The organism is Curtobacterium poinsettiae (assembly GCF_025677645.1).
GTDB lineage: Bacteria > Actinomycetota > Actinomycetes > Actinomycetales > Microbacteriaceae > Curtobacterium > Curtobacterium poinsettiae_A.
Genome location: NZ_CP106879.1, coordinates 199,997 through 223,254, shown reverse-complemented (window position 1 = coordinate 223,254; position 23,258 = coordinate 199,997). Strand labels below are relative to the sequence as shown.

Below are 23,258 nucleotides of genomic sequence, written 5' to 3'. Positions count from 1 at the left end.
GGTGGCCCTGCGCCCGGTCACGACGTTCAGCGCGGTCCTGACCACGATGAGTTGCGTTCATCAGCTCATCAGCTCATCAGGCGAGTGCGCCGGTGGCTGTCACTCTGCGCCCGGGGTCACCACGAGCCCGAGGGCGAACTGATCGACCAGCGGAGCCGCGAACGACTCATCCGCGCGCTTCGGGATGACGGTCGTCATGACCGCGGTGACGGGCTCGGTGAGCTGCGCGATGGGCTGGACCCACCGGATCGTCGTGGAAGGGATCGCGCGGCGGAAACGCGAAGGTGCTGGTGTCTCCGTCCGGTCGAGGATCCGTGTCGCTGTTCCGAGCGCCGTCGTCACCGTCGACACGTCCGGCTGTCCCGTCCGGTTGGGAAGGGGCGCCAGTGCCTCGTCGACGGCACGATCAGCCGCCGCGAGACCGCGCTCGTACTGAACGATCGTGTAGGCGACCACTTCGACCGTCGGCGCATCGGTGGTGAGGACGAAGAAGTCATGGGCGTCGAACGCATCGCGCAGACGCGCCAGTTCGATCATCGTCGTCTCGACCGAGGCAGCCGCCCGCTTCGGGACCGGATGGCGCGCATGCCCGATCGCGTTCACCGCAGCCGCTCGACCGACTGTCTCCGGGCCTCCGTCGACGAACTTCGTCCAAGCGTTCACGTGGTCGAATTCGAGTGCCATCACGTCGCCTTCCTGATCGGCTGATCGGTGGATCGGCATCCGTTCCGGAGCCAGGAGAACATGTCCAGTACGCCGCGCTGAGCGCGGATGGCGCGATGGCGGTAGAGACACCACTGGAACGGGGTACTCGCGATGGCGAGCACCGCCGCGTACCAGGCGGCCCCCGGTTCGTCGAACGAGACGAGGATCGCACAGACGGCTGCGAAGAGGACGAACCATCCGACCACCGACGCGAAGACCCGTGACGGTCGGAATCCGTGCGGGCGTGGTTCGGCCCACGGAAGACGCCGACCGAGCTCGGCGCCGACGACGGTGAGCAACACCGCGATCGACGCGAAGCCGAGCGTCAGCGCGATGGCCTGTGTGGACGCTCCCCCGATCCGGGCGAAGACCGAAACCATCAGCTGGAGCACGGTGGCGAGCGCGAGGGGAAGCAGCGGGACGACGCCGAGGGAGGTCCACGTGACGAGCGACGCTCCCGGAACGCCGGCACCGCGGTTCGTGTCGAAGCGGACGGCACCGGAAGATCGACGCTCTGCCGAACCGTCACGGAGGATCGACAGTTCCGTCAGCAGCGCGTCGAGGTGCTGCTCGGACCAGAACCGCAAGGGAAGCTCGGCTCGCACGACGTCGGCGCCGTCGATCAGGACGATCCGGGGTTCGCGGCCACGTACCACGCGAGCGCGCACGACTGCTGAAGCAGCTCCGGTCGCCAGAGGAGTGGCGAGGAGGATCGTCCTCCACCGCCCGTCGTTGATGGCGATCATCCCGTGGTCGACGTCGATGTGGGCATTCCGTCGGAACCAAGGCGGGCCGTCCGCGGGACGCAGGACTCGCTCCCCGAAGGTCGTCGGATGAGGCCTCCGCCCGAGGACGCCGAGGACGACGTTGACGAGCGCCGTCGCCGACGCTGCCACGCACACCCATCCCATGACGACCAGTCCGTCCGACCATCCCCTGGCGAAGACGGTCAGGATGAGTGGGAGTGGGAGCAGGGCGGCGGCGAGGAAGAGCGCGACCGCGGTCGTGGCCCGTCGGGATCGCACCATCGCGTCGGTCGAGAGCGGCACGTGGGCGGTTGCGTTCGACGCCGTGCTGAGTCCGGCCGTGGAGTCCGGGTCGTAGGAGATCGCCAGGCCGAGTCGTTCAGCCAGGTCCTCGAAACCGCTCGAGGCGACTGCCTGTCGAGGCGTCGCCGGCGGAGCCGGTTCCATCCACCACGCATCGATGGGGAACACGTGGACTGTGTCGCGGGTGGTGAGCACTGCCGCTCCGGACGAGTTCACCACACCGAGCTCCTTGGGGAGCGCTGACCAGGGCGCCCACGCGATGGATCGCACGTCGGCGCACACCACCTGGCTCCGACCATCCGTGGCGACAGCCCGCACGGACCCGTCGACGACGACCAGTCCGACCCGTTGCCCGGTCGCAGCCGCGCGATCACTCACCGTCGCAGCGCGGACGACCAGCTCAGCGGACAAGGTCGATGCCGAGCGCCACCCGATCGACCTGGTCGGCGACCCAGTCGGCGTAGACGAGCTGTGTGGTGTTCGCGTTCACGGACAACATCATGTCCCCGGGCAGGACCCACGACCAGTCGAGACTCTCGCTCACGATCAGGCCCGCGGCGTCCTGCGCCGTCGGCGCTGGTACGGCGATGCGTTGCCGAAGGCGGAGGGCCGGTCCGAGCGCCGTGTTCCGCATGTCCTCGTCGACCTCGATCGGATCGTCGTGGCGCGCTCCGCGACGCAGGACACCAGGCGTCGTGCCGAGGAGTGGAACGACGGTCAGGGCTACCCAGGATGCGATCGATGCATCCGACCCGTCGAGGATCGCCCACGCGGCGTCCGCCCCGCGCGCCGCGAGCAATCGGCCGAGCTCCAGCAGGTCCTCACGGTCGCGCGGTGCCGTGTCCCCTCCGATCTCGATGCGGTCGGATCGGACGTCGAGCCGGGACATCGCATTCGTGACCGGGACGTGCAGTTCGGTCATCCGGTCCAACCGAACCCAGCCATGAGCACGTCGAAGTGGCTGACGCGCGCTTCGACGTCCGACGCTCCCGGCACGACCAGGGAGACCACGACGAACGTGCCGACCTCGTCCGGGATGGGAACGAGGTAGTCCACCGTCGTCTGCGTCACCTCGACGTCGGCGTGGTCGGTCGTGAAACGGTGGAGCGCCCGCACCGCCGCCTGGTTCGCAGCCGACAGTGGGCTGACGTCGTTGGCGACTGCTCCTGCGCGGTGCAGAGCGACGCCCACTGGTTCGAGCGACCGCCGTTCCGTCCGGATCATCTTGCCCGCAGGGAAGTCGACGACCTGTGTGTCGCCGGAGGTGCTGATGCCCGCGGCGAACGTCTCGAGCGGCAGGGTCCCGACGGACGCCCCGAGGTGAGCGACCGACACGGAGAAGCTCATCGGGAGGCGGATGCCTTCCACCTCGCCCTCGAACGAGTACATGTCGACTCCGCCGGCGTCCGCAGCGGCCGCGAACGACTTCCGGAGCTCGTCGCGCAGCCGCCACCGAGCGGCGGCCCCGTCCGAGTCGCTGAACTCCCCCCGCGGAAGCGTGCGTTCGACGACTTCTCCGACCGCGCGGTCGAGGTCTCCGGTGAGGCGCGTCCGCACCCACCCTGTCGGGAGCTGCAGGCGGTACCCGGTCACAACGACCCGACCTGGACCGACGTCGCGTTCTTCCAGTACTCCCCGGTCCAGAGATCGTGGACGTCCCCCGCGAAGTCGTTGACACCGTCCCAGAGACCCTTTGCGCCGAGCACCGATGCGGTGACCGCGGGCACGAGGATCTTGGGCAGCGCCTGCTGTGCGACCGGTCCTCCGTTGGCGAGTTGCCGGATCAAGACCGGTGCGATGGCTCCGTTCGTGACGGAGTTGTCGACGATGGTCACCCATGCCTTGCCGCTGACCTCCGCTGCCCTCGCCTGGATCTCGGCGTACTTCGCCGAGTAGACCGGCCCCTCGGCCACACCGGCAGCACGTGCGGTGTTCGCTGCTGAACGCGCTCCGGACTGTGCCGTCGACCGTGTCAGCGCAGGCAGTGCGGACGACGCAGCCCGTGCTGCCCCGAGTCCGACCGCGGAAGCAGCCACCCCGACCGCCGCCCAGATGACATCGGACGTGGTCGCGTCTCCGGCTGCTGCCTGTGCTGCCGTGATGCCGAAGACCAAGCTCGACACGATCAGTCCCGCCACGGCGAACGCGATGAGATTGACCCCCGGGATCGCCAACGCGACGATCACGGCGGCCACGACGAGGACGAGCGCCACAGCGTTCAGCACACTCTTGATGACCTCGAGGACGCCCTTCGCGTCGTGGATCGCCTGCTTGACGTGGTCGAACCAGCCGTCCTTCATGCCGTCGTCGGCACCGTTCCGGATGCGGTTCGCCACACGGTCGGCGAGGTCGCCGTACTCGCCGCCTTCGCCCAACGCACCCGCGAGTCGACGGATGGTCGCCTTCGCGGCGTCGATGTCGCCCTGGGCCGACTCCACCGCCCGGTCCTGCGCGTCGACCTGGTCCTGGTGTTCGGGCGTGTCTACTTCGGCGGTGATCGTCTGGCTCGCTGCGGCCTGGTGCGCAGCCTGGGCGTCCTGCGCGGCCAGGAGTGCGGCGTCCGCATCTCGCTGGATGCCGTCGAGGCCGGCCGCCCACTCGTCGAGCGCCGCGGCCAGTTCGGTGTAGCGGCCCTTGGCCTTCGCGATCGCACCGGCGAGGTCGCTGGCGGAGTCGCGGAACTTCGTCCCGGACTCGCTCTCCCACCCGTGACCGTCTCCGAGGCGCTGGAGACGGGTCACCTGCTCGTCGATCGCCTGCTCGACGGATCGGGCGTTGGTCGCGGACTGCCGGATCTCAGCGGTGTCCCCGGGGACAGGGTCGGTGGGCAGGTCGAGAGCGCTCCAGTCGACGGGCCGCGCCATCAGCTGTCCTTCCCGAGGATCTTGTTCGCCAGGTCCATCTCGGTCTGGGTGAACCCCTCGTGCGCGGACTCGGCCATCTCGGCCACCGCCTTGATCGACTCCATCAGACGTCCTCGTCGGATGTCCCAGTTGCTGCCGAACTCGGCGATCGCACTCGTGATCGTCGATGAACCGACACCGGTCTCGTAGTCGTCGGCGGTCGCCGCAACGTGGTCGAAGTCGCTGTGCAGTCTCGACAGGTCGGATGCGAGATTCCCGATCAGGTCGAGATCGAGCTTGATGCTGCCGCCCACGGTCCCCCCGTTGGTCCAGTCGTTGTTCGAAGTGTGTGCTGCCGCAGCAGCGAGAGCGGTGGCCGACGCCCGAGGACGCCGGCCACCACCGTTGCGAGCCGGTCTCAGCCGATGCTGGACGCGAGCTGCTCGTCGGTCGACTCGAGGGTGTTCGCCGCGCTCTCGAGGAACCCGGCCATGCCGTCGATGGCCTGGATCGTCTGCGTCGCGCCGGAGTTGAACTCCGAGTACGTCGAGTCGAAGGCCTTCGAGGACTTGTCGGTGACGTACCCCGACGAGACGAGGTTGTCGATCTGGCTCTTGAGCTGGCTCAGCTGGTCTTCGATGGCCTTCTGGCCGTTGCGAAGCTGCGAAGCCTGGTTGCGAAGATCGTCGTAGGTGACGTTGACATTGGCCATGGCGCATGCCCTCCCGATGCGTATGTGAAGTACCGGGCGACCCCCGGCGCGGTTCGACCATACTTGATCGCGTTGCATCTCGCACCACTTCTGAACAATCACCAGAACGAGGGGTACACGGTGGCTCGACGCCGGAAGGACGACGACACTCCGAAGCGCCCGGTGGTCACGCGTGCCGACGTCGAGCGCGACCGGCAGGCCGGGTACCTGTCCCGCGCCTGGGTGCTGCCTGCGGCTCCGGTGTCGGACGACGAGCCGGACGCCGTCGTCCGGACCGAGCAGCCGCTGCCGACGATCGGCGTCGTGCCGCGACTCGTGCTCGAGGTCGCGCCGGGCACCGTCGTTCCGCTCGACCAGCCGGTGGTCGTGGGGCGACGCGTCCCGACCGCGCCGGGCCGACGAGCTGTCCTGCTCGACGACCCGGGGAAGTCGGTGTCGCGCGAGCACGCCGCGATGCGGCCGACCGGGGACGGCGGCCTGCTGGTCGAGGACCTCGGATCCTCGAACGGCACGGTGGTCGTCCGCGCATCCGGTGCGCAGGAACCCAGCGTGGGCGGCGCGCAGGTCATCGCCCGGCCCGGTGACGTCGTGATGGTGGGGGACTACGCCGTGCGGGTCCTCGCAGGCTGACCAGCACCAGCACCAGCACCAGCACCAGCACCAGCGCCGGCCGGCGCGTACCGACCCGCGGTCCGCCGCATCGCCCGCAGCAGCACCGGCCCCGGCAGTCGCAGCAGCGCCCTCGGCACCAACGCCCGCACCCCGGTCACCACCCGGACGGTGCGCCGGAAACGCCGTTCCTCCCGCGGTCCCCAGGCGAAGCCGTACGCCGTGCGCACCTGTTCCGGCAGCATCCCCACGGTCACGATGCGCACGAGGGGCATCGCTGCCCGCACCCACAGCGGCGCGAACCGCGGGTGCAGCAGGTCGCGGACGACCCCGCGGGCGTCGTCGGTGACCTCGAGCCCGTCCAGCGTCCGCTGCCAGTACCGGTCGAACGCGGCCACCGAGGCCGGCCAGCGCTCCGGCGGCACCCGCAGCGCGGTGGCGATCGGCGCGTAGGCGGCAAGGACCTGCTCGGCGCGGGCCGCGGAGACGCGTGTGCCGAACAGGTCGTGCGCCCGCCGGGCGGAGTCGAACAGGGTCGCGGCCACCCAGAGTTGCCGATCGACGTCGTCGGCGCCGGCGACGGGCCGGTGCGCGTGGTTGACGAAGCCCGTCGCGGTCGCCGAGTCGGTCTCCGTGCCGATGACGACGGCGTAGACGAACATCAGGGTGTGGGCGAGCCGCTGCTGGGGTCGCCGGGCGAAGTCCGAGTGCCGTCGGACACCGGCCGCGACGACCGGGTCGGCGATCTGCAGCAGGATGGCGCGGCCGCCCGCGGCCACGGGTGTGCTGTCGGCGAGGAACCGACGCAGGTGGCGGTCGTGCACGCGGCCAGCAGACGGACGGGAGGCTCGGTGCGGGTCGTGCGCCGCGCCTCCAGGCCGTGGGGTGGTCACGCCGCACCCCGTCGGCGTCGCGCCCGCAGGACGGGCCGCAGGTCCACGGCGATCGCCGCCAGGAGCGCGACTGCGCCGACGACCAGGGCGACCCGTGTGTTCGAGGGGTCGACGGGCGCGTCACCGGTCAGGGCGAGGAGCGTCGCGACGAGCCAGATCGCGGGCAGCGGCCAGAGGCGGGTCGGTGATCCGGTGACGACCGCACCGACGACGCCGAGGACCAGGAGCGGGACCCAGCGGCCACCGGGCTCCGAGCGGGCGGCGAGGTGTGCCGAGGCGGCGACCAGCAGCATCGCCGCAAGCGCCAGCAGCCGCGCTGCCGAGGGCATGCTGCGGACGCTGGAGCGGACTCGTCGGAACACGGCCCGATGCTACCGAGCCGTGTCCCGAGGGAGGCTGATCAGCTCAGAGCGGCTTCGTGCCGAGGTCGCCCCCGAGGTCCGGGCGTTCCTCGTCCTGCTCCCACAGGTCGGGCGAGCCCTCGCGCGGGGATCCGCCGGTCGGACCGTCGTCGGAGCCGTCACCGGGCTGCGGCTCCACCGTCTCGCCGGCGACCGCGTCGTTCGTCACCGTCTCGAGGGACTCCTCGGCCTCGTCCACCTCGTACGGGCCGACGTGCTCACGGTCGATGTCGTCGTCGCGACGCTGCTGGGAGTCGAAGTCGTCGACGGGGCTGATGCCGGGGTCGCTCATGGTGGTTCCTTTCCGTTGCGGGCTTCCTGCCTACCCGTCGGCGCTTGACGCCCGTCCGGTTTCGTGTCGTGTTCACCCGGGCGTCACCTGCCGGTCACACCGCCACGGCAGCATCGCGGATGCTCGGGGGAGTGGAGCGCGGTCGCCGACGGGTGGTCGAGCGACCGCGCCTTCCCCGCCGTGCCCGATCGGGCACGTGTCGCACGTCAGACGCGTTCGAGCAGGTCGCGTTCCTCGACGTCGGCGAGTGCGAGGGTGCGGTAGCCGGCGGACTCGAAGAACACCGTGATGCGGTCCGCTTCCGTGCTCATCACCACGCCCGTGCCCCACTCGGCGTGCTCGACGCGGGCATCCGGCGGCCAGGCGGCGTCGTTCGCACCGTCGGCGACGTGGGCAGAGGCGTCGCGCGCCGTACCGGACGAGCAGGTGTCGCAGTTGCCGCACGGCTCCGGCAGCTCGTCGCCGAAGTACCCGAGCAGGAACTGGCGTCGGCACCCCGTCGTCTCGGCGAGCTGGCGCATCATCGCGATGCGGGACTCCTCGACCCGTTCCCGTTCGGCGGCACGGTCGGCTGTGGCACGTGCCGCACGGTCAGCGTCCTGCGGGCCGTCCGGCACCCGGGAGACACCGTCGACGTCGTCGCGCAGGGCGCCGGCGTCGAGCAGGGCGTTGAGCGCTCGACCGGCGGTACGGGCCGACAGGCCGGAGGCCTCCACCAGTGCGGAGCGGGCGATCGAGCCGGTCGCCGGGACGGCGTCGAACACGGCCCGGACCGAGGCGGGCCGCGGCGAGCCGGACGCGAAGAACGTGCGCAGGCCGAAGTCCTCGGCACGGTAGTGCAGGGTGGCGCCGGCCGGTTCGGCGTCCCGTCCGGCCCGTCCGATCTCCTGGTAGTAAGCGTCGATCGACTCGGGGACGTCGGCGTGCACGACGTACCGGACGTCGGGCTTGTCGATGCCCATGCCGAACGCGCTCGTCGCGACGACCACGTCGACGTCGCCGTCGAGGAACCCGGTGTGGACGGCCTCGCGCTCCGCGATCCGCATGCCCGCGTGGTACGGCTGCGCGCGGCGACCGCGGGCCGCCAGGGCGTCGGCGTACTCTGTGGTCGCCGCCCGGGTGGCGACGTAGACGACGGTGGCACCGTCGAGCTCGGCGACCTGGTCGACCACGGCCTGGCGCTTCTCGGCGTCCTCGGCGTGCCGGACGACCTCGAGCCGGATGCCGGGGCGGTCGAAGCCCGACGCGAGCACGAACGGGTCGCGCATGTGGAGCCGTTCGACCACGTCGTCCCGCACGGGGGCGGAGCCGGTGGCGGTCAGCGCCAGGACGGGGGGACGGCCGAGGCGCTCCACGACCTCGCCGAGTGCCAGGTAGTCCGGGCGGAAGTCGTGGCCCCAGGACGAGATGCAGTGCGCCTCGTCGACGGTGACCAGGGCGACGCCGGCGTCGTGCAGCCGCTCGAGCACGTCGTCCTTCGCGAGCTGTTCGGGGGCCAGGAACACGTAGCCGACCTCGCCCGCGGCGACGGCGTCCCAGGCCTCGGCGACGTCACGGGCCTTCCTCGTGGCGTTCATCGCGACGGCCCGGGGAGCGCCCTCGTGGTGCTCGAGTCCGACGACCTGGTCCTCCTGCAGCGCCACGAGGGGGGAGACCACGACGACGATGCCGTCCAGCTCGAGGCCGGCGACCTGGTAGATCGCGGACTTGCCCGACCCGGTCGGCATCACGGCGAGTGCGTCGCGCCCGTCGAGCACCGCGTCGATGACGGATTCCTGGTCGGGGCGGAGGCGCCAGCCGAACACGTCGGTGGCGCGGGTGCGGAGTGCTTCGTTCACCGATCCACACTGCCGGGCGCACGCTGGGGGGTGATCCCAGGGGTGCGCCCAGCGGCTCACGCGTGGCGGGGGCGACCCGTGCCTCCCGGCCGCGCACCGGCCGTCCACCCAGCAGCGCTAGGCTGCGTGACGGCCGTTGTCTCGACATCGAGCGACCCTCGATGGTGAGTGTGGCGACCGGGTAACCGATGCCGATCGCACGGAACGTGCGGGAAGAAGAACAGCGTGGATCTTTTCGAGTACCAGGCCAGGGACCTCTTCGAGTCCTACGGCGTTCCCGTGTTGCAGGGGATCACCGCCGACACCCCCGAGGAGGCGAGAGCAGCGGCCGAGCGCATCGGCGGCGTGGTCGTCGTCAAGGCGCAGGTGAAGGTCGGCGGTCGCGGCAAGGCCGGCGGCGTGAAGGTCGCGAAGACCCCGGACGAGGCGTTCGAGCACGCGCAGGCGATCCTCGGCCTCGACATCAAGGGCCACACCGTCCAGCGCGTCATGGTCGCCCAGGGCGCCGACATCGCCGAGGAGTTCTACTTCTCCGTGCTGCTCGACCGGGCGAACCGCTCCTACCTCTCCCTGACCAGCGTCGAGGGCGGCATGGAGATCGAGCAGCTCGCGGTCGAGAAGCCCGAGGCGCTCGCCCGGGTCGAGGTCGACCCGCTCACCGGCATCGACAAGGCCGCCGCGCTCGAGATCGCTCGGCAGGCGAACTTCCCATCGGAGCTGCAGGACGCCGTCGCCGACGTCTTCGTCAAGCTCTACGACGTCTACGAGGGCGAGGACGCGACCCTCGTCGAGGTGAACCCCCTCGTCCGCACCGGCGACGGCCAGATCCTGGCACTCGACGGCAAGGTCTCGCTCGACGAGAACGCCGACTTCCGGCACGAGGGTCACAAGCAGCTCGAGGACACCGCCAGCGAGGACCCGCTCGAGGCCAAGGCGAAGGCTCACGGCCTGAACTACGTCAAGCTCGACGGCCAGGTCGGCGTCATCGGCAACGGCGCCGGGCTCGTCATGTCGACGCTCGACGTCGTCGCCTACGCCGGTGAGCGCCACGGCGGCGTGAAGCCCGCGAACTTCCTCGACATCGGTGGCGGCGCCTCGGCCGAGGTGATGGCCAACGGTCTCGACGTCATCCTCGGCGACCCGCAGGTCAAGAGCGTGTTCGTCAACGTCTTCGGCGGCATCACCGCCTGCGACGCCGTCGCGAACGGCATCGTCGCCGCGCTCGGCATCCTCGGTGACGCGGCCACCAAGCCGCTCGTCGTGCGCCTGGACGGCAACAACGTGGAAGAGGGCCGTCGGATCCTGGCGGAGGCAGCGCACCCGCTCGTCACCGTCGCCGCGACCATGGACGATGCGGCCGAGCAGGCCGCCGAACTCGCCGCCGCAGCGGCCTGAAGGGACTGACCATGTCGATCTTCCTCAACAAGGACTCCAAGGTCATCGTCCAGGGCATCACCGGTGGCGAGGGCACGAAGCACACCGCCCTGATGCTCAAGGCCGGCACGCAGGTGGTCGGTGGTGTCAACGCCCGCAAGGCCGGCACGACCGTCACCCACGGCGACGTGTCCCTGCCCGTCTTCGGCACCGTCCGCGAGGCGATGGACACCACCGGTGCCGACGTCTCCATCGTCTTCGTCCCGCCGGCCTTCGCGAAGGACGCCGTGCTCGAGGCCATCGACGCCGCCATCCCGCTCGTGGTCGTCATCACCGAGGGCATCCCGGTGCAGGACGCCGCGGAGTTCTGGGCGCACGCCAAGGCAAAGGGCGGCACGACCCGGATCATCGGGCCGAACTGCCCCGGCATCATCACGCCGGGGGAGTCGCTCGTCGGCATCACCCCGGCGACGATCACCGGCAAGGGGCCGATCGGCCTCGTGTCGAAGTCGGGCACGCTGACCTACCAGATGATGTACGAGCTGCGCGACCTGGGCTTCTCGACCGCCATCGGCATCGGCGGCGACCCGGTCATCGGCACGACGCACATCGACGCGCTCGCCGCGTTCGAGGCGGACCCCGAGACCGAGGCCATCGTGATGATCGGTGAGATCGGCGGCGACGCCGAGGAGCGCGCGGCCGAGTACATCAAGGCGCACGTCACCAAGCCGGTCGTCGGCTACGTCGCGGGCTTCACCGCGCCCGAGGGCAAGACGATGGGTCACGCCGGCGCGATCGTGTCCGGCTCGGCCGGCACCGCCGAGGCGAAGAAGCAGGCGCTCGAGGCCGCCGGGGTCAAGGTCGGCAAGACGCCGTCCGAGACCGCCGCGCTGCTGCGCGAGGTCGTCGCCGCTCGGTAGCGACCGCCCGTTCCGCACGACACCGGTGTTCGTCGGTTGAACCGCGTCCTGCGCGTGTTCGTCCTGCGAACACCGGTGTTTTGCGTCGGCAGCCGCGCGGCTCCGGGGCGGCCGCGCGAGGGGCACGTATCCTCGCTGCGATGAACCGCCTGGGAACCGCTCTGCTCGCCGCGATCGAGGCGGTCGTGACGGTCGGCGTCGGCATCGGGATCGCCCTCGTGCCCCTGACGCTGCTCTGGGGGTTCGAGTACGGCCTGCAGGTCGACTGGGACGTGTTCTGGAAGGCCACCGGCAGCGTCTGGCTGGTCGGACACGGCGTCGACGTCTCGTTCCTGCTCGGGTCCGCACTCGCCAGGAGCACCGGGGTCAGCGGCGCCGCCGACCCCATCCACGTGACCCTCGCGGCCCTCGGGTTCGCGGTCGTGACGGCATGGCTCGGCGCCCGTGCCGGACGTCGATTCGCGGAGACCGAGCACCGCACAACCGGCCTGCTGGTCGGGACCGCCGCCGTCGCGCTCCTCGGTCTGGCCGTCGCGCTGTCGTCGACCTCCGCCGCCACCCGCCCCACGCTCTGGCAGGCCGTGGTGCTGCCGGCGCTCTGGTTCGGGATCCCCGCACTCGCGGCCTCCGAGGTCTGCCGTCGTCGCCGCGACGTGCCCGCCGACGCCGTCACCCAGCGGGTCATCGATCTGGTCGACCGCATCCCCGCCGTCTGGCGGTCCGTCGCCGGGTTCGGCCTGCGCGCCGGGACCGCCGCGACCGCCGTGGTCGTCGGCGTGGCCGCGGTGCTCGTCGGCCTGCTCCTCTTCACGTCCTTCGCCGAGGTCATCACCCTGTACGAGCAGTCGCACGCCGGGGTCATCGGCGGCGTCGCACTCACCGTCGGACAGCTCGCGTTCCTGCCGGACTTCGTCGGGTGGGCGACCTCGTGGCTGATCGGCCCCGGGTTCGCCATCGGCACCGGGTCGAGCGTGTCCCCGATCGCCACGACCCTGGGCCCGATCCCGGGTCTGCCGGTCTTCGGCGCACTGCCGACCGCCGGTCACACCTTCGGACTCGTCTGGATCCTCGTGCCGGTCATCGCCGGCTTCGCGATCGGCGGCTCGATGCGACCGCGGTTGGTGCGGGCCCTGGGTTCCGCCGACTCCGCGCTGCACCGTGCGCTCGGCGGCGTCGTCGCAGGACTCGTGGCCGGTGTGCTCACGGGGCTGATCGCCTGGGTGTCGTCCGGCTCGTTCGGCCCCGGGCGCCTGGCCGACGTCGGCCCGGACGCCCTGGCGGTCGGTGGGTTCGCCGCACTCGAGGTCGGCCTGCCGGCGATCATCGCCCTCGCCGCGGGCAGCGACCTGGTCCGGCTGCCGGACCGTGGGTGGACGCGAGAGCGCTGGACCGAGGCCGACGAATCCGACGACGACAACGAGACGGCGCGCGCCGACGTCGACGGCGAGGGCTCGCTGCTCGCCGCCCTCGACCAGGCCGGGGCCGGGCGCACCACCGACGTGCACCGCTTCGTGGTCGAGGAGTCGCACGACGGGTCGACGGCCGCACGGCCCCGCGCGACGACCGAGCGCGCGACCGAGCCGAACAGCAGCGCGCAGGTCAGCGGCGCGCCGATCGGCAGCGAGCCCGCCGACGCGGCACCCGCACGGCCCGCCTCGGCCCCCGCGCCCGTCGCACCGCGCGCCGGCGACACCGACCACGACGTCGAGCTCCCCGACTGGGCGAAGACCGACGCCGTGCCCGCCGACCGCCTGGCCGCCGAGCCCGAACCGGAGCGCCGCAGTGCCGGACGAGCAGCCCTGGGTGGCCTCCGCGACCGCCTGGCCGGCGCGGCCGAGGGTGTCCGGGGACGGGCCGGTGCACTCCGCGACCGTGTGACCGGCTCCGACGCCGAGCCGGAGCGGCCCGGCCCGCAGCGACCCGGCCCCGAGCGGCCCGCAGCCCCCACGCCCGCGTCCCACCCCGCACCGACCCCGGTGCCGACCGACGCCCAGCCCGCGTTCCCCTGGAGCACCGAGGAGTTCGTCGCCGGCCGGGACGACGTCGACGAGACCGCCGAGGCGGACCGCGTGGACGTCGCGCCCGACACCAGGGCGTCCGCCCCGCGGTCGGCGGAGCAGTCCCGCCCGGCGAAGTGGGACGTCACCGACCAGATCCCCGAGGACGAGCTGCCCTGGTGGCGACAGCCGAAGGACGACCGGTAACAGCGCCCGTCGGGTGCGTGCCTGCCGGTAGGGTTGGTGCCGTGCTCGAACTGGTCGTCCTGATCTCCGGTACCGGGTCGAACCTCCGAGCCCTGCTCGAAGCGACCTTCGACGCCGAGTACCCCGCCCGTGTCGTCGCCATCGGTGCGGACCGTGACGCCGAGGGTCTCGGCCTGGGCGAGGAGTTCTCGATCCCGACCTTCACGGTGCCGTTCACCCGCTACGACTCCCGCGCCGAGTGGGGCCAGGCCCTGGCGGAGCAGATCCGCCCGTGGTCGCCCGACCTGCTCGTGCTCTCCGGCCTGATGCGCCTGCTGCCCCCGGCCGTGGTGTCCGAGTTCGCCCCGGGGATCATCAACACCCACCCGGCGTACCTGCCCGAGTTCCCCGGCGCCCACGGTGTGCGAGACGCCCTGGCCGCCGGGGTCACCGAGACCGGTGCGAGCGTCATCGCGGTCGACGACGGCGTCGACACGGGGCCGATCCTCGCGCAGGAGCGCATCCCGGTGCTGCCGGGGGACACCGAGTCGACGCTGCACGACCGCATCAAGCCGGTCGAGCGCCGCCTGCTCATCCAGACCATCCTCGACATCGCCAACGGCACCACCGACCTGAAGGGCACCCCGAGCGCATGAGCGTGCACGCAGCCGACCCCAGCCTCTACCGCGACCGTGACGTGGTCCCGGTCCGCCGTGCACTGATCTCGGTGAGCGACAAGTCCGGCCTGCTCGAGCTCGCCGGTGCCCTGGCCGACTCCGGGGTCGAGATCGTGTCGACCGGCTCCACCGCGCAGACCATCCGTGACGCGGGCTACGCCGTCACCGACGTCGCGAGCGTCACCGGGTTCCCCGAGTCCCTCGACGGTCGCGTGAAGACGCTGCACCCGTCGGTGCACGCCGGCCTGCTCGCCGACCTACGGCTCGAGTCGCACGAGCAGCAGCTCGCCGACCTCGACATCGCGCCGTTCGAGCTCGTCGTCGTGAACCTCTACCCGTTCGTCGAGACCGTGGCGTCGGGTGCCGACACCGCGACCGTGGTCGAGAACGTCGACATCGGCGGCCCCGCGATGGTCCGCGCCTCGGCGAAGAACCACCCGAACGTGGCGATCGTCGTGTCCCCGGCGTCCTACCCCGAGGTCGTCGAGGCCGTCCGAGCCGGCGGCACCACGCTCGAGCTCCGGAAGCGCCTCGCCGCCCAGGCCTTCGCGCACACCGCCGCGTACGACACCGCGGTGGCGTCCTACTTCGCGAGCGACGTCGTCACCGCCGCTGCAGCCCCGACGACCGCCGGCGACATCCGGACTCCGGGTGCGTTCGACGAGCACCTGACGGTCGAGGCCGAGCTGTCCGCGACCCTGCGCTACGGCGAGAACGCCCACCAGGCCGCGGCCCTCTACACGACGTCCGACGGCACCGGCATCGCGCAGGCCACGCAGCTGCACGGCAAGGAGATGTCGTACAACAACTACGTCGACGCCGACGCAGCGGTCCGTGCGGCCTTCGACTTCGACGGGCCCGCCGTCGCGATCATCAAGCACGCCAACCCGTGCGGCATCGCGATCGCCCCGGCCGACGCCGCCGACCCGATCGCCTCGGCCCACGCCGCCGCGCACGCCTGCGACCCGCTCTCGGCGTTCGGCGGGGTCATCGCCGCGAACCGCCCGGTCACCGTGGCCATGGCCGAGACCGTGAAGGACATCTTCACCGAGGTCGTCGTCGCCCCCGGGTTCGACCCCGAGGCGCTCGAGATCCTGTCCCGCAAGAAGAACATCCGCCTGCTCACGCTGCCGGCCGACTTCGCGCTCGCAGACCGCGAGGTCAAGCAGATCTCCGGCGGGTTCCTGGTGCAGGACGCCGATCGCTTCACGGGCTTCGACCAGGCCACCTGGACCCTCGTCGCAGGCGAGCCCGCTGACGAGCAGACCCTCGCCGACCTGGCCTTCGCGTGGCGTGCGAGCCGTTCGGTGAAGTCGAACGCCATCCTGCTGGCGAACCAGGGCGCGAGCGTCGGCGTCGGCATGGGCCAGGTCAACCGGGTCGACTCCTGCCACCTCGCGGTCAACCGTGCCGGTGACCGCGCGACCGGCAGCGTGGCGGCGTCGGACGCGTTCTTCCCGTTCGCGGACGGCCTGCAGGTGCTGCTCGACGCCGGTGTCCGTGCGGTGGCGCAGCCCGGTGGCAGTGTCCGCGACGACGAGGTCATCGCCGCGGCGAAGGCCGCCGGCGTCACGATGTACTTCACGAGCGAGCGCCACTTCTTCCACTGATGTGAACAATCGGTGGCGAACCATTGCGCGCCGTGAGTCACTGTGAATAGTCTGTAAGGCTCCGCGGCAGGCAGCCGACGATCCCTCGGGACCGGCGGCACCGCGGACACAACGGTGACGAAGACGACGACTGGAGTGACGATGGACAACATGACCGGAACCGTGGCGACGGCCGCCCGTGCAGGTCTCGTGTCCGTCGTGGGGACCACTCCCGCACGGCGATCCCTGATCGCACCGCGGCCCCGTGCCGCGGCCGCCGTCTAGTCGGGCCGTTCCCACGGCCCCGCGACGCAGCACCACCGGCGTCCGCGAACCACCCGCCTGAACCCGGGGGACGACTGTCCCTCGGTGCCTCCGGCCCGACCGACGTCACGCGAGTGACGGCGGAGACGCGACCACGCGCCCGGCCGATGATCACCACGCAACGCCACACCGAGCCTCCAGGCCGAAGCCGCGCGACGCGAGCAAGCAGCAAGCAGCAAGCAGCACGCAAGCAGCAGCAGCGAGCACGCACCGCGCAGCGCGACCCGGGGACCCGGCAGACGCATGAGGACGCAACGAATGTCCAAGTCGCCCACCACGGCGCGCCCGTCCACCTTCCGCGCGATCGCGCGGATCCACCCCTACGTGAAGCCCTACCAGTGGCGCCTCATCGGCGGCATGGCCGCAGCGATGGGAGCCTCCCTGGTGGCGCTCGCAATCCCCTACGTGCTGCAGTGGCTCGTCGACGGTCCGCTGTCGTCGCGCGACTCGGCACAGATCTGGCCCGCCGGGCTCGGGGTGCTCGCCCTCGGTGCGCTCGAGGCGTTCTTCATCGCCTCACGCCGCAGGCTGGTGATGCGCCCCTCGACCCGTATCGAGACGAGCATGCGCAACGCGCTCTACGCGAAGCTGCAGGACCTGCCGGTCGCGTTCCACGACCGCTGGGAGTCCGGGCAGCTGCTCTCCCGTTCCGTGTCGGACCTGTCGCTGATCCGGCGCTGGTTGGCCTTCGGCGTCGTCCTGCTCGTCGTGAACATCGTGACGATCGTCGTCGGCTTCGTCGTGCTGTTCACCTTCGGGTGGATCCTCGGGCTGATCTTCCTGATCGCGTCGATCCCGCTGTGGATCAACGGCCTGCTGTTCGAGCGCCGGTACTCCGCCGTCGCGCGCCGCAGCCAGGACCAGGTCGGTGACCTCGCCACGAGCGTCGAGCAGTCGGTGCACGGCATCCGCGTGCTCAAGGCGTTCGGTCGCGGCGGCGCGAAGCTCGAGGAGTTCAGCGAGCAGGCCGAGGCCCTGCGCGGCACCGAGATCAAGAAGGCGAAGGCCATCGCGGGCATCTGGCTGTGGCTGCTGCTCGTGCCGGACGTCGCGTTCGCGCTGTGCCTGCTCGCCGGCATCTGGCTGGCGTCGCAGGGGCAGCTCAGCGTCGGCCAGCTGTTCGCGTTCTTCGCGACGGCGACGGTGCTGCGGTTCCCGATCGAGTCGATCGGCTTCCTGCTCTCGATGACGTTCGACACCCGCACGGCGGTCGACCGGTTCTTCGAGGTCATGGACTCCGAGAACACCATCACGGACCCGGAGCACGCGAAGACGATCGCGGAGCCGCACGGTGCGCTGTCGTTCAACGGCGTGCACTTCCGGTACCAGGACTCCGCACCGCAGTACCCGGACCTGATCAACGGCGTCGAACTGCAGCTGCAGCCGGGCGAGACCATGGCGCTCGTCGGGCTCACCGGCTGCGGCAAGACGACGCTGCTCTCGCTCGTGCCGCGTCTGTACGACGTGACCGGCGGGTCGGTGACGATCGACGGGGTCGACATCCGCGACCTCACCCGCGAAGAGCTGCGCCGGCACGTCGGCGTCGCCTTCGAGGACGCCACCCTGTTCTCGTCGACGGTGCGTGAGAACGTGCTGCTCGGTCGACCGGACGTGCAGGGTGCCGAGGCCGAGGCGCTCATGCGCGAGGCGCTCGACATCGCGCAGGCGTCCTTCGTGGACGACCTGCCCGACGGCGTCGACACCCGGGTCGGTGAAGAGGGGCTGTCGCTGTCCGGCGGCCAGCGCCAGCGCCTGGCACTCGCCCGCGCGATCGCCGCGCGGCCGTCGGTGCTCGTGCTCGACGACCCGCTGTCGGCGCTCGACGTCGACACCGAGGCACGGGTCGAGGCGGGCCTGCGGCGCGTGCTCGCCGACACCACGTCGCTCATCGTGGCGCACCGTCCGTCGACGGTGACGCTGGCCGATCGGGTCGCCCTGATGGAGAACGGCGTCATCACGGCCGTCGGGACCCACCACGACCTGATGGCCACCAACGAGCACTACCGCTACGTCATCTCGTCGCTCGACGACGACGACGACGCGACCGCACGACAGGAGGCGATGGCATGAGCCAGCAGACCGACCAGAACCTGCCGGGAGGAACGGCGTCCGTCCCGCAGGAAGCTCCGGACGAGCAGTCTGCCGCGCCCGTCACCGCCTCGATCACCACCATGGGCGTGCGCGGCGAGGAGCGTGAGGACTTCACGAAGGCCGAGAGCAAGCGCCTGCGGCGCCGGTCCCTCGCCCTGCTCGGGTCCCTCGCCGCACCGCTCAAGCTCCGGCTCGTGCTGCTCGGCATCGTGGTCGTGGTCTCGACCGCCGGCACCGTCGCGGGTCCGGCGCTCATCGCGTGGGGCATCGACAACGCCCTGCCCGCGGTGATGGACCAGAACGACTGGGTGCCGGCGTTCGGCGTCGTCGCGACGTACATCGTCGTGGCCGTCCTCGGCGCGGTGCTCACGGCGTGGTACACGGTGCTCGCGGCACGGATCAGCCAGGCGATCCTGTTCGACCTGCGCAAGCGGGTGTTCCTGCACACGCAGCGGCTCTCGCTCGAGTTCCACGAGACCTACACGTCGGGCCGGATCATCTCGCGCCAGACGAGTGACCTCGACTCGATCCGCGAGCTGCTCGACTCCGGGCTGAACCAGCTCATCCAGGGTGTGCTGTACATGGCGTTCACCGCCGTGGCCCTGGTGCTGCTCGACCCGACGTCCGGGCTCGTGCTCGCGGTGTCGCTCGTGCCGCTCTGGTTCCTGATCCGCTGGTTCCAGACGAACTCGCAGACGCTGTTCCGCGCCACCCGTGTCACCTCGGCGCGCGTGATCGTGCACTTCGTCGAGACGATGACGGGCATCCGCGCGGTGCAGGCGTTCCGCAAGGAGTCCCGCAACCGTGACGAGTACGGCGGCTTCGTCGAGGACTACCGGGTGGCGAACACGAAGGTGTTCAACCTGTTCGGCACCTTCGACCCGGTGCTCGTGCTCATCGGCAACGCCACGCTCGCCGCGGTCGTCATCGTCGGAGGGTTCCGGATCGTCGGTGGGACGCTCGAGGTCGGTGCGCTGCTCGCGGTCGCGCTGTACGCCAAGCGCTTCTTCGACCCGGCGCAGGAACTCGCGATGTTCTACAACGGGTACCAGTCGGCCTCGGCGGCGATGGAGAAGATCTCGGGTGTCCTCGAGGAACGGCCGAGCGTGCCGGACCCCGTGAAGCCCACCCGCCTGGCGGACGCCACCGGGAAGATGGACTTCGACGACGTCGTCTTCGCCTACAACGAGGGCAAGGTCGTGCTGCCGGAGTTCGACCTGCACATCCCGGCGGGGCAGACCATCGCGCTCGTCGGGTCCACCGGAGCCGGCAAGTCGACGCTCGCCAAGCTCATGGCGCGCTTCTACGACCCGACCCAGGGCTCGGTGAAGCTCGACGGTGTGGACCTGCGCGACCTCGACACGAAGGACATGCGCCGCGCGATCGTCATGGTCACGCAGGAGGCGTACCTGTTCTCCGGCACCGTCGCGGACAACATCGCGCTCGGCAAGCCCGGTGCGTCCCGTGAGGAGATCGAGGCGTCGGCCAAGGCCGTGGGCGCGCACGAGTTCATCATGGCGCTGCCCGACGGGTACGACACCGACGTGAACAAGCGCGGCGGTCGGGTGTCGGCTGGGCAGCGGCAGCTGCTCTCGTTCGCGCGTGCGTTCATCGCCGACCCGAAGGTGCTCATCCTCGACGAGGCGACGGCGTCGCTCGACATCCCCTCGGAGCGGCTCGTGCAGGAGGGCCTGGAGACCCTGCTCGCCGACCGCACCGCGGTGATCATCGCGCACCGGCTGTCCACCGTCGCGATCGCCCACCGGGTGCTCGTGATGGAACACGGCCGGATCGTCGAGGACGGCACCCCCGCCGACCTCATCGCCGGTACCGGACGGTTCGCCCAGCTGCACGCGGCCTGGCGCGACTCGCTCGTCTAGGCCCGGGTCGGGCTGCACCACGTGGTTGGCTTGCTCCATGAGCAACGACAGCGTGGTGCAGCCCGGCGGCGTCGCCCTGCACGACCCCTTCTACGGTGCCCCCTTCACCGAGGCCGTCCGACGGTTCTGGCGGAAGTACACCGTGTTCACCGGACGGGCGTCGCGCGCCGAGTTCTGGTGGTGGTGGCTGACGTCGTTCGCGATCGGGCTCGTGCTGCAGCTCGTGCCGCAGGTGTTCACGCCGGACGCCCCGGTGCTCGAGAACCCCGTCGGCTCGTACCTGTTCATGCTGTGGGTGCTCGCGACGCTCATCGGCTCGCTCGCCCTCGGCGCCCGACGGCTGCACGACGCGAACCTGTCCGGCTTCTGGCAGTTCCTGCACGTGCTGCCGGGCCTCGGCTCGCTCATCGTGTCCGTGCTGTGCCTGCTGCCCGCGAACCCGAAGGGTGCGCGCTTCGACCGCTGAGGCCGAGCCGCGCGCACCGGGATCAGAACGGGTCGTCCGCGTCGGTTGCCGGTGACCAGCGCGCACGACGCATGTCGAGCCTCCAGGCCGTCGGCCCGTGCACGAGCGGCGTCCCCTCGGCGCGGTAGTGCTCGAGTGCCCGGGCCTCGTGGTGGAGCGGCGGGTGCCCACCCGCGCGCACCACGCGCCACCACGGCAGCTCGGCGCCCTCGTGCGCCATCACCTTGCCGACGGCGCGTGACGCCCGCGACCCGAGGGTGGCGGCGACGTCGCCGTACGTCATGACGTGACCCGGCGGGATCATCCGCACGACCTCGGCGACGGCGGCGCCGAAGTCGACGACGGCGGCATCGTCGGAAGGCACGTCGTCGGACGCCACGTCGTCGGAGCGCGCTAGAGCGTCAGGACCGCGAAGTGGTCGCCGTACTGGGTCTCACGCACGACCTCGAAGCCCACGGCACGGAAGAACGCCTCGGGGCTGTCGTCTCCGCCCGGCTCGTACACGACCGTCAGCCGCTCGAACCCACGGCTGCGTGCCTCGTCCGCCAGGCCGTGCACGGCGAAGCGACCGACGCCCCGGCCCTGTGCGCTCGCCGCCACGTTGACGCGCCAGATGCAGCTGCGCAGCTCTTCCTGCGCGTTGTCGGCGTCGAAGGAACCGATGATCAGGCCGAGGACCTCGTCGTCGTCGAGGACGACACGGGTCCACGCGGAGCTCGGCTTGACGTCGGACTCGGCGACCCCGTAGGTGGTCGGCTGCACGAACTGTTCCTGGCCCGGCTTGAGCGTCAGGGAGTTCGCCGCGGCGGCGGTCTTCGCGGAGAGTTCTTCCAGGCGCAGGTCGGACATGCGGCCAGGGTAACGGTGCTGACCCTGCGGAAGCCAGTGACGACGGCAGACCGAGACCGCACCGTTGCCGCGGTATGGTCGCGGCATGGCAGAGCATCGACGCGGAGCGAACCTCCCGTCGATCGGCGGCTTCAACCGCACCGTGGTCCTGGACGCCGTCCGCCGCTCACCCGACGGTCTGAGTCGCGTCGAACTCGCAGCACGCACCGGACTGAGCGCGCAGACCGTGTCGAACGTCACCCGGTTCCTGATCGAGGCCGGCATGATCGTCGAGTCCGGCACCGTCGTGTCCGGCCGCGGCAAGCCCCGCACCATCCTGCGGCTCGAACCGGGCAGCCGGTACGCGGTCGGCGTGCACGTCGACCCGGCCGTCGTCACCTACGTGCTGCTCGACCTCGCCGGCACCGTCGTCGCCGCGTCCACGACCTCGACCCCCACGGCCGACGACCCGTCCGAGGTGGTGCGCACCATCGCCTCGGCCGTCGACGGGCTCGTCGCCGACGCCGGGGTGGCCGTCGACAGCGTGCTCGGCGTCGGGATCGCGAGCCCCGGACCCATCGACGTCGAGGCCGGCATCGTGGTCGACCCGCCGTTCCTACCCCGGTGGCGGGACGTGCCGCTGCGCGACGCGCTCGCCGAGGCCACCGGCTACCCGGTCCTGCTCGAGAAGGACGTCACGGCCGCCGCGGTGGGCGAGATGTTCCTGGCGGGGGAGTCCTCGGCCCGGAACTTCGCGTTCGTGTACTTCGGCACCGGCTTCGGCGTCGGGCTCGTCGTCGACCACGAACCCCTGCGCGGGGTGGGGTCGAACGCGGGTGACGCCGGGCACATCATGGTCGACCAGGGGTCACTCGCGGGCACGCCGGACGGCTCGGGCACCCGCGGCGAGGTCGGTGCGGCCGTCGCGCCGGACCGGCTGGTGCGGATCGCCCGGTCACGGGGGCTCGCTCTGTCGGGCGGCGCCGCGGTCGCCGAGGCTGACGCAGACGCCGATGCCGCCGATGTCGACGCTGTGAACGCCGCGTGGGACGAGCTCGCCGCAGCGATCGCGGACGGGGACGACACCGCCGTCACGCTCGCGGCCGATGCCGGCACCGTCATGGGCAACGCCGTCGTCCTCATCGTGAACCTGCTCGACATCGACCGCGTGGTGTTCGGCGGCCCGTTCTGGTCGCGCATCGCGAGTGCTGCCCTGCCGGCTGCGCGGACCGCCATCGTCGGGTCGCCGTTGCTCGTGCCGAAGCACGCCGTGCAGGTGGTGGAGAGCGACCGCGGGGCCGACGTCGCCGCCGTGGGTGCCGCCTGCCTGGTGCTCGACGCCGCGCTCTCGCCGCGGGCCAGCACCCTGCTGATCCGGCGCTGAGGGCCCGGGCTCACCTCCTGCGCACCATGCGCGGTGGGCGCGACCGCACGGCGGACGGGAGGCGCGGTGCGGGCCCGCCCCGCGCCTCCCGTCCGCACGCCGCGGGTCCAGGGCGCCGGTCCCGACCCGGGACACCGCGCGTTCACCCCGCGGCCACCGGCCGGTCGCGTGGATGCTGAACAGTCGTGCAGGTCTCCGCC

General features: G+C 71.2%; 23 protein-coding genes. 10 read left to right on the top strand and 13 right to left on the bottom strand.

Annotated features, from left to right (window positions below; genetic code table 11):
* Positions 1-99: 99 nt before the first annotated feature.
* From OE229_RS01095 to OE229_RS01065, 7 genes are all read right to left on the bottom strand, one after another.
* Positions 100-687: a hypothetical protein gene (locus tag OE229_RS01095; protein WP_262139355.1), complete on the bottom strand. Its 588-nt coding sequence runs from the start codon at positions 685-687 to the stop codon at positions 100-102.
* Entirely contained in the window at positions 684-1,922 is a 1,239-nt protein-coding gene (locus tag OE229_RS01090; RefSeq protein ID WP_263344893.1) for an ABC transporter permease, read from the bottom strand. Before OE229_RS01090 ends, OE229_RS01095 begins: the two co-directional genes overlap by 4 nt.
* A gap of 232 nt (positions 1,923-2,154) precedes the next feature.
* Positions 2,155-2,676 (bottom strand): hypothetical protein, encoded by a 522-nt coding sequence (locus tag OE229_RS01085; RefSeq protein WP_262139350.1) that lies wholly within the window; start codon positions 2,674-2,676, stop codon positions 2,155-2,157.
* Complete coding sequence (locus tag OE229_RS01080) at positions 2,673-3,311, bottom strand: hypothetical protein (RefSeq protein WP_262139348.1); 639 nt, start codon at positions 3,309-3,311, stop codon at positions 2,673-2,675. Before OE229_RS01080 ends, OE229_RS01085 begins: the two co-directional genes overlap by 4 nt.
* Positions 3,312-3,343: 32 nt before the next feature.
* Positions 3,344-4,618: a hypothetical protein gene (locus tag OE229_RS01075; protein WP_262139346.1), complete on the bottom strand. Its 1,275-nt coding sequence runs from the start codon at positions 4,616-4,618 to the stop codon at positions 3,344-3,346.
* Complete coding sequence (locus OE229_RS01070) at positions 4,618-4,911, bottom strand: hypothetical protein (protein WP_262139344.1); 294 nt, start codon at positions 4,909-4,911, stop codon at positions 4,618-4,620. The genes OE229_RS01075 and OE229_RS01070 overlap by 1 nt, the downstream gene beginning before the upstream one ends.
* A gap of 104 nt (positions 4,912-5,015) precedes the next feature.
* Complete coding sequence (locus OE229_RS01065; RefSeq protein ID WP_111089241.1) at positions 5,016-5,309, bottom strand: WXG100 family type VII secretion target; 294 nt, start codon at positions 5,307-5,309, stop codon at positions 5,016-5,018.
* Between the two features lie 120 nt (positions 5,310-5,429).
* Here OE229_RS01065 and OE229_RS01060 point away from each other — a divergent pair, with 120 nt between their 5' ends.
* Positions 5,430-5,939: an FHA domain-containing protein gene (locus OE229_RS01060; RefSeq protein ID WP_262139342.1), complete on the top strand. Its 510-nt coding sequence runs from the start codon at positions 5,430-5,432 to the stop codon at positions 5,937-5,939.
* On the opposite strand, the gene OE229_RS01055 is transcribed toward OE229_RS01060, so the two are convergent.
* From OE229_RS01055 to OE229_RS01040, 4 genes are all read right to left on the bottom strand, one after another.
* Positions 5,912-6,742 carry an oxygenase MpaB family protein gene (locus OE229_RS01055; protein ID WP_262139340.1) on the bottom strand — a complete coding sequence of 277 codons (831 nt, stop codon included), beginning with the start codon at positions 6,740-6,742 and terminating at the stop codon, positions 5,912-5,914. The two genes, OE229_RS01060 and OE229_RS01055, sit on opposite strands and share 28 nt — an antisense overlap.
* A gap of 65 nt (positions 6,743-6,807) precedes the next feature.
* Positions 6,808-7,173, bottom strand: coding sequence for a hypothetical protein (locus OE229_RS01050; RefSeq protein WP_262139338.1), 366 nt, complete (start codon positions 7,171-7,173; stop codon positions 6,808-6,810).
* 43 nt (positions 7,174-7,216) lie between these two features.
* Complete coding sequence (locus OE229_RS01045) at positions 7,217-7,504, bottom strand: hypothetical protein (protein WP_017888156.1); 288 nt, start codon at positions 7,502-7,504, stop codon at positions 7,217-7,219.
* 206 nt (positions 7,505-7,710) lie between these two features.
* Positions 7,711-9,342 (bottom strand): RecQ family ATP-dependent DNA helicase, encoded by a 1,632-nt coding sequence (locus tag OE229_RS01040; RefSeq protein ID WP_262139336.1) that lies wholly within the window; start codon positions 9,340-9,342, stop codon positions 7,711-7,713.
* A 225-nt stretch (positions 9,343-9,567) separates the two neighbouring features.
* Here OE229_RS01040 and sucC point away from each other — a divergent pair, with 225 nt between their 5' ends.
* The 8 genes from sucC (at position 9,568) to OE229_RS01000 (ending at position 20,846) form a co-directional block, all read left to right on the top strand.
* Complete coding sequence (sucC, locus tag OE229_RS01035) at positions 9,568-10,737, top strand: ADP-forming succinate--CoA ligase subunit beta (RefSeq protein WP_262139334.1); 1,170 nt, start codon at positions 9,568-9,570, stop codon at positions 10,735-10,737.
* A gap of 11 nt (positions 10,738-10,748) precedes the next feature.
* The gene (gene sucD, locus OE229_RS01030) at positions 10,749-11,636 is read left to right on the top strand and encodes a succinate--CoA ligase subunit alpha (protein WP_262139332.1); all 888 of its coding nucleotides are present in this window, start codon (positions 10,749-10,751) and stop codon (positions 11,634-11,636) included.
* Positions 11,637-11,776: 140 nt separating this feature from the next.
* Positions 11,777-13,840, top strand: coding sequence for a cell division protein PerM (locus OE229_RS01025; RefSeq protein ID WP_262139330.1), 2,064 nt, complete (start codon positions 11,777-11,779; stop codon positions 13,838-13,840).
* A 41-nt stretch (positions 13,841-13,881) separates the two neighbouring features.
* On the top strand, positions 13,882-14,475 hold the full coding sequence (purN, locus tag OE229_RS01020) for a phosphoribosylglycinamide formyltransferase (RefSeq protein ID WP_071404669.1): 594 nt from the start codon (positions 13,882-13,884) through the stop codon (positions 14,473-14,475).
* Complete coding sequence (gene purH, locus OE229_RS01015; protein ID WP_262139328.1) at positions 14,472-16,106, top strand: bifunctional phosphoribosylaminoimidazolecarboxamide formyltransferase/IMP cyclohydrolase; 1,635 nt, start codon at positions 14,472-14,474, stop codon at positions 16,104-16,106. The genes purN and purH overlap by 4 nt, the downstream gene beginning before the upstream one ends.
* Before the next feature lie 561 nt (positions 16,107-16,667).
* Positions 16,668-18,479 (top strand): ABC transporter ATP-binding protein, encoded by a 1,812-nt coding sequence (locus OE229_RS01010; RefSeq protein ID WP_262139326.1) that lies wholly within the window; start codon positions 16,668-16,670, stop codon positions 18,477-18,479.
* Positions 18,480-18,580: 101 nt separating this feature from the next.
* On the top strand, positions 18,581-20,380 hold the full coding sequence (locus OE229_RS01005; protein WP_259579246.1) for an ABC transporter ATP-binding protein: 1,800 nt from the start codon (positions 18,581-18,583) through the stop codon (positions 20,378-20,380).
* 37 nt (positions 20,381-20,417) lie between these two features.
* Positions 20,418-20,846, top strand: coding sequence for a DUF805 domain-containing protein (locus OE229_RS01000; RefSeq protein ID WP_262139324.1), 429 nt, complete (start codon positions 20,418-20,420; stop codon positions 20,844-20,846).
* A gap of 22 nt (positions 20,847-20,868) precedes the next feature.
* Here the strand turns inward: OE229_RS01000 and OE229_RS00995 are convergent, their stop codons facing one another.
* On the bottom strand, positions 20,869-21,210 hold the full coding sequence (locus tag OE229_RS00995) for an MGMT family protein (RefSeq protein ID WP_262139322.1): 342 nt from the start codon (positions 21,208-21,210) through the stop codon (positions 20,869-20,871).
* A gap of 29 nt (positions 21,211-21,239) precedes the next feature.
* Positions 21,240-21,695: a GNAT family N-acetyltransferase gene (locus tag OE229_RS00990; protein WP_027466669.1), complete on the bottom strand. Its 456-nt coding sequence runs from the start codon at positions 21,693-21,695 to the stop codon at positions 21,240-21,242.
* 85 nt (positions 21,696-21,780) lie between these two features.
* On the opposite strand from OE229_RS00990, the gene OE229_RS00985 reads away from it, so the two are divergent.
* Entirely contained in the window at positions 21,781-23,058 is a 1,278-nt protein-coding gene (locus OE229_RS00985) for an ROK family transcriptional regulator (RefSeq protein WP_209135399.1), read from the top strand.
* Positions 23,059-23,258 lie beyond the last annotated feature (200 nt).

Excerpts from the sequence above, each read along its gene's own strand:
- OE229_RS01085 (WP_262139350.1), bottom strand. The coding sequence starts at position 2,676 with ATGACCGAACTGCACGTCCCGGTCACGAATGCGATGTCCCGGCTCGAC.
- OE229_RS01075 (WP_262139346.1), bottom strand. The coding sequence starts at position 4,618 with ATGGCGCGGCCCGTCGACTGGAGCGCTCTCGACCTGCCCACCGACCCT.
- OE229_RS01065 (WP_111089241.1), bottom strand. The coding sequence starts at position 5,309 with ATGGCCAATGTCAACGTCACCTACGACGATCTTCGCAACCAGGCTTCG.
- OE229_RS01045 (WP_017888156.1), bottom strand. The coding sequence starts at position 7,504 with ATGAGCGACCCCGGCATCAGCCCCGTCGACGACTTCGACTCCCAGCAG.
- sucD (WP_262139332.1), top strand. The coding sequence starts at position 10,749 with ATGTCGATCTTCCTCAACAAGGACTCCAAGGTCATCGTCCAGGGCATC.
- OE229_RS01025 (WP_262139330.1), top strand. The coding sequence starts at position 11,777 with ATGAACCGCCTGGGAACCGCTCTGCTCGCCGCGATCGAGGCGGTCGTG.
- purH (WP_262139328.1), top strand. The coding sequence starts at position 14,472 with ATGAGCGTGCACGCAGCCGACCCCAGCCTCTACCGCGACCGTGACGTG.
- OE229_RS01010 (WP_262139326.1), top strand. The coding sequence starts at position 16,668 with ATGTCCAAGTCGCCCACCACGGCGCGCCCGTCCACCTTCCGCGCGATC.
- OE229_RS01005 (WP_259579246.1), top strand. The coding sequence starts at position 18,581 with ATGGGCGTGCGCGGCGAGGAGCGTGAGGACTTCACGAAGGCCGAGAGC.
- OE229_RS01000 (WP_262139324.1), top strand. The coding sequence starts at position 20,418 with ATGAGCAACGACAGCGTGGTGCAGCCCGGCGGCGTCGCCCTGCACGAC.
- OE229_RS00990 (WP_027466669.1), bottom strand. The coding sequence starts at position 21,695 with ATGTCCGACCTGCGCCTGGAAGAACTCTCCGCGAAGACCGCCGCCGCG.
- OE229_RS00985 (WP_209135399.1), top strand. The coding sequence starts at position 21,781 with ATGGCAGAGCATCGACGCGGAGCGAACCTCCCGTCGATCGGCGGCTTC.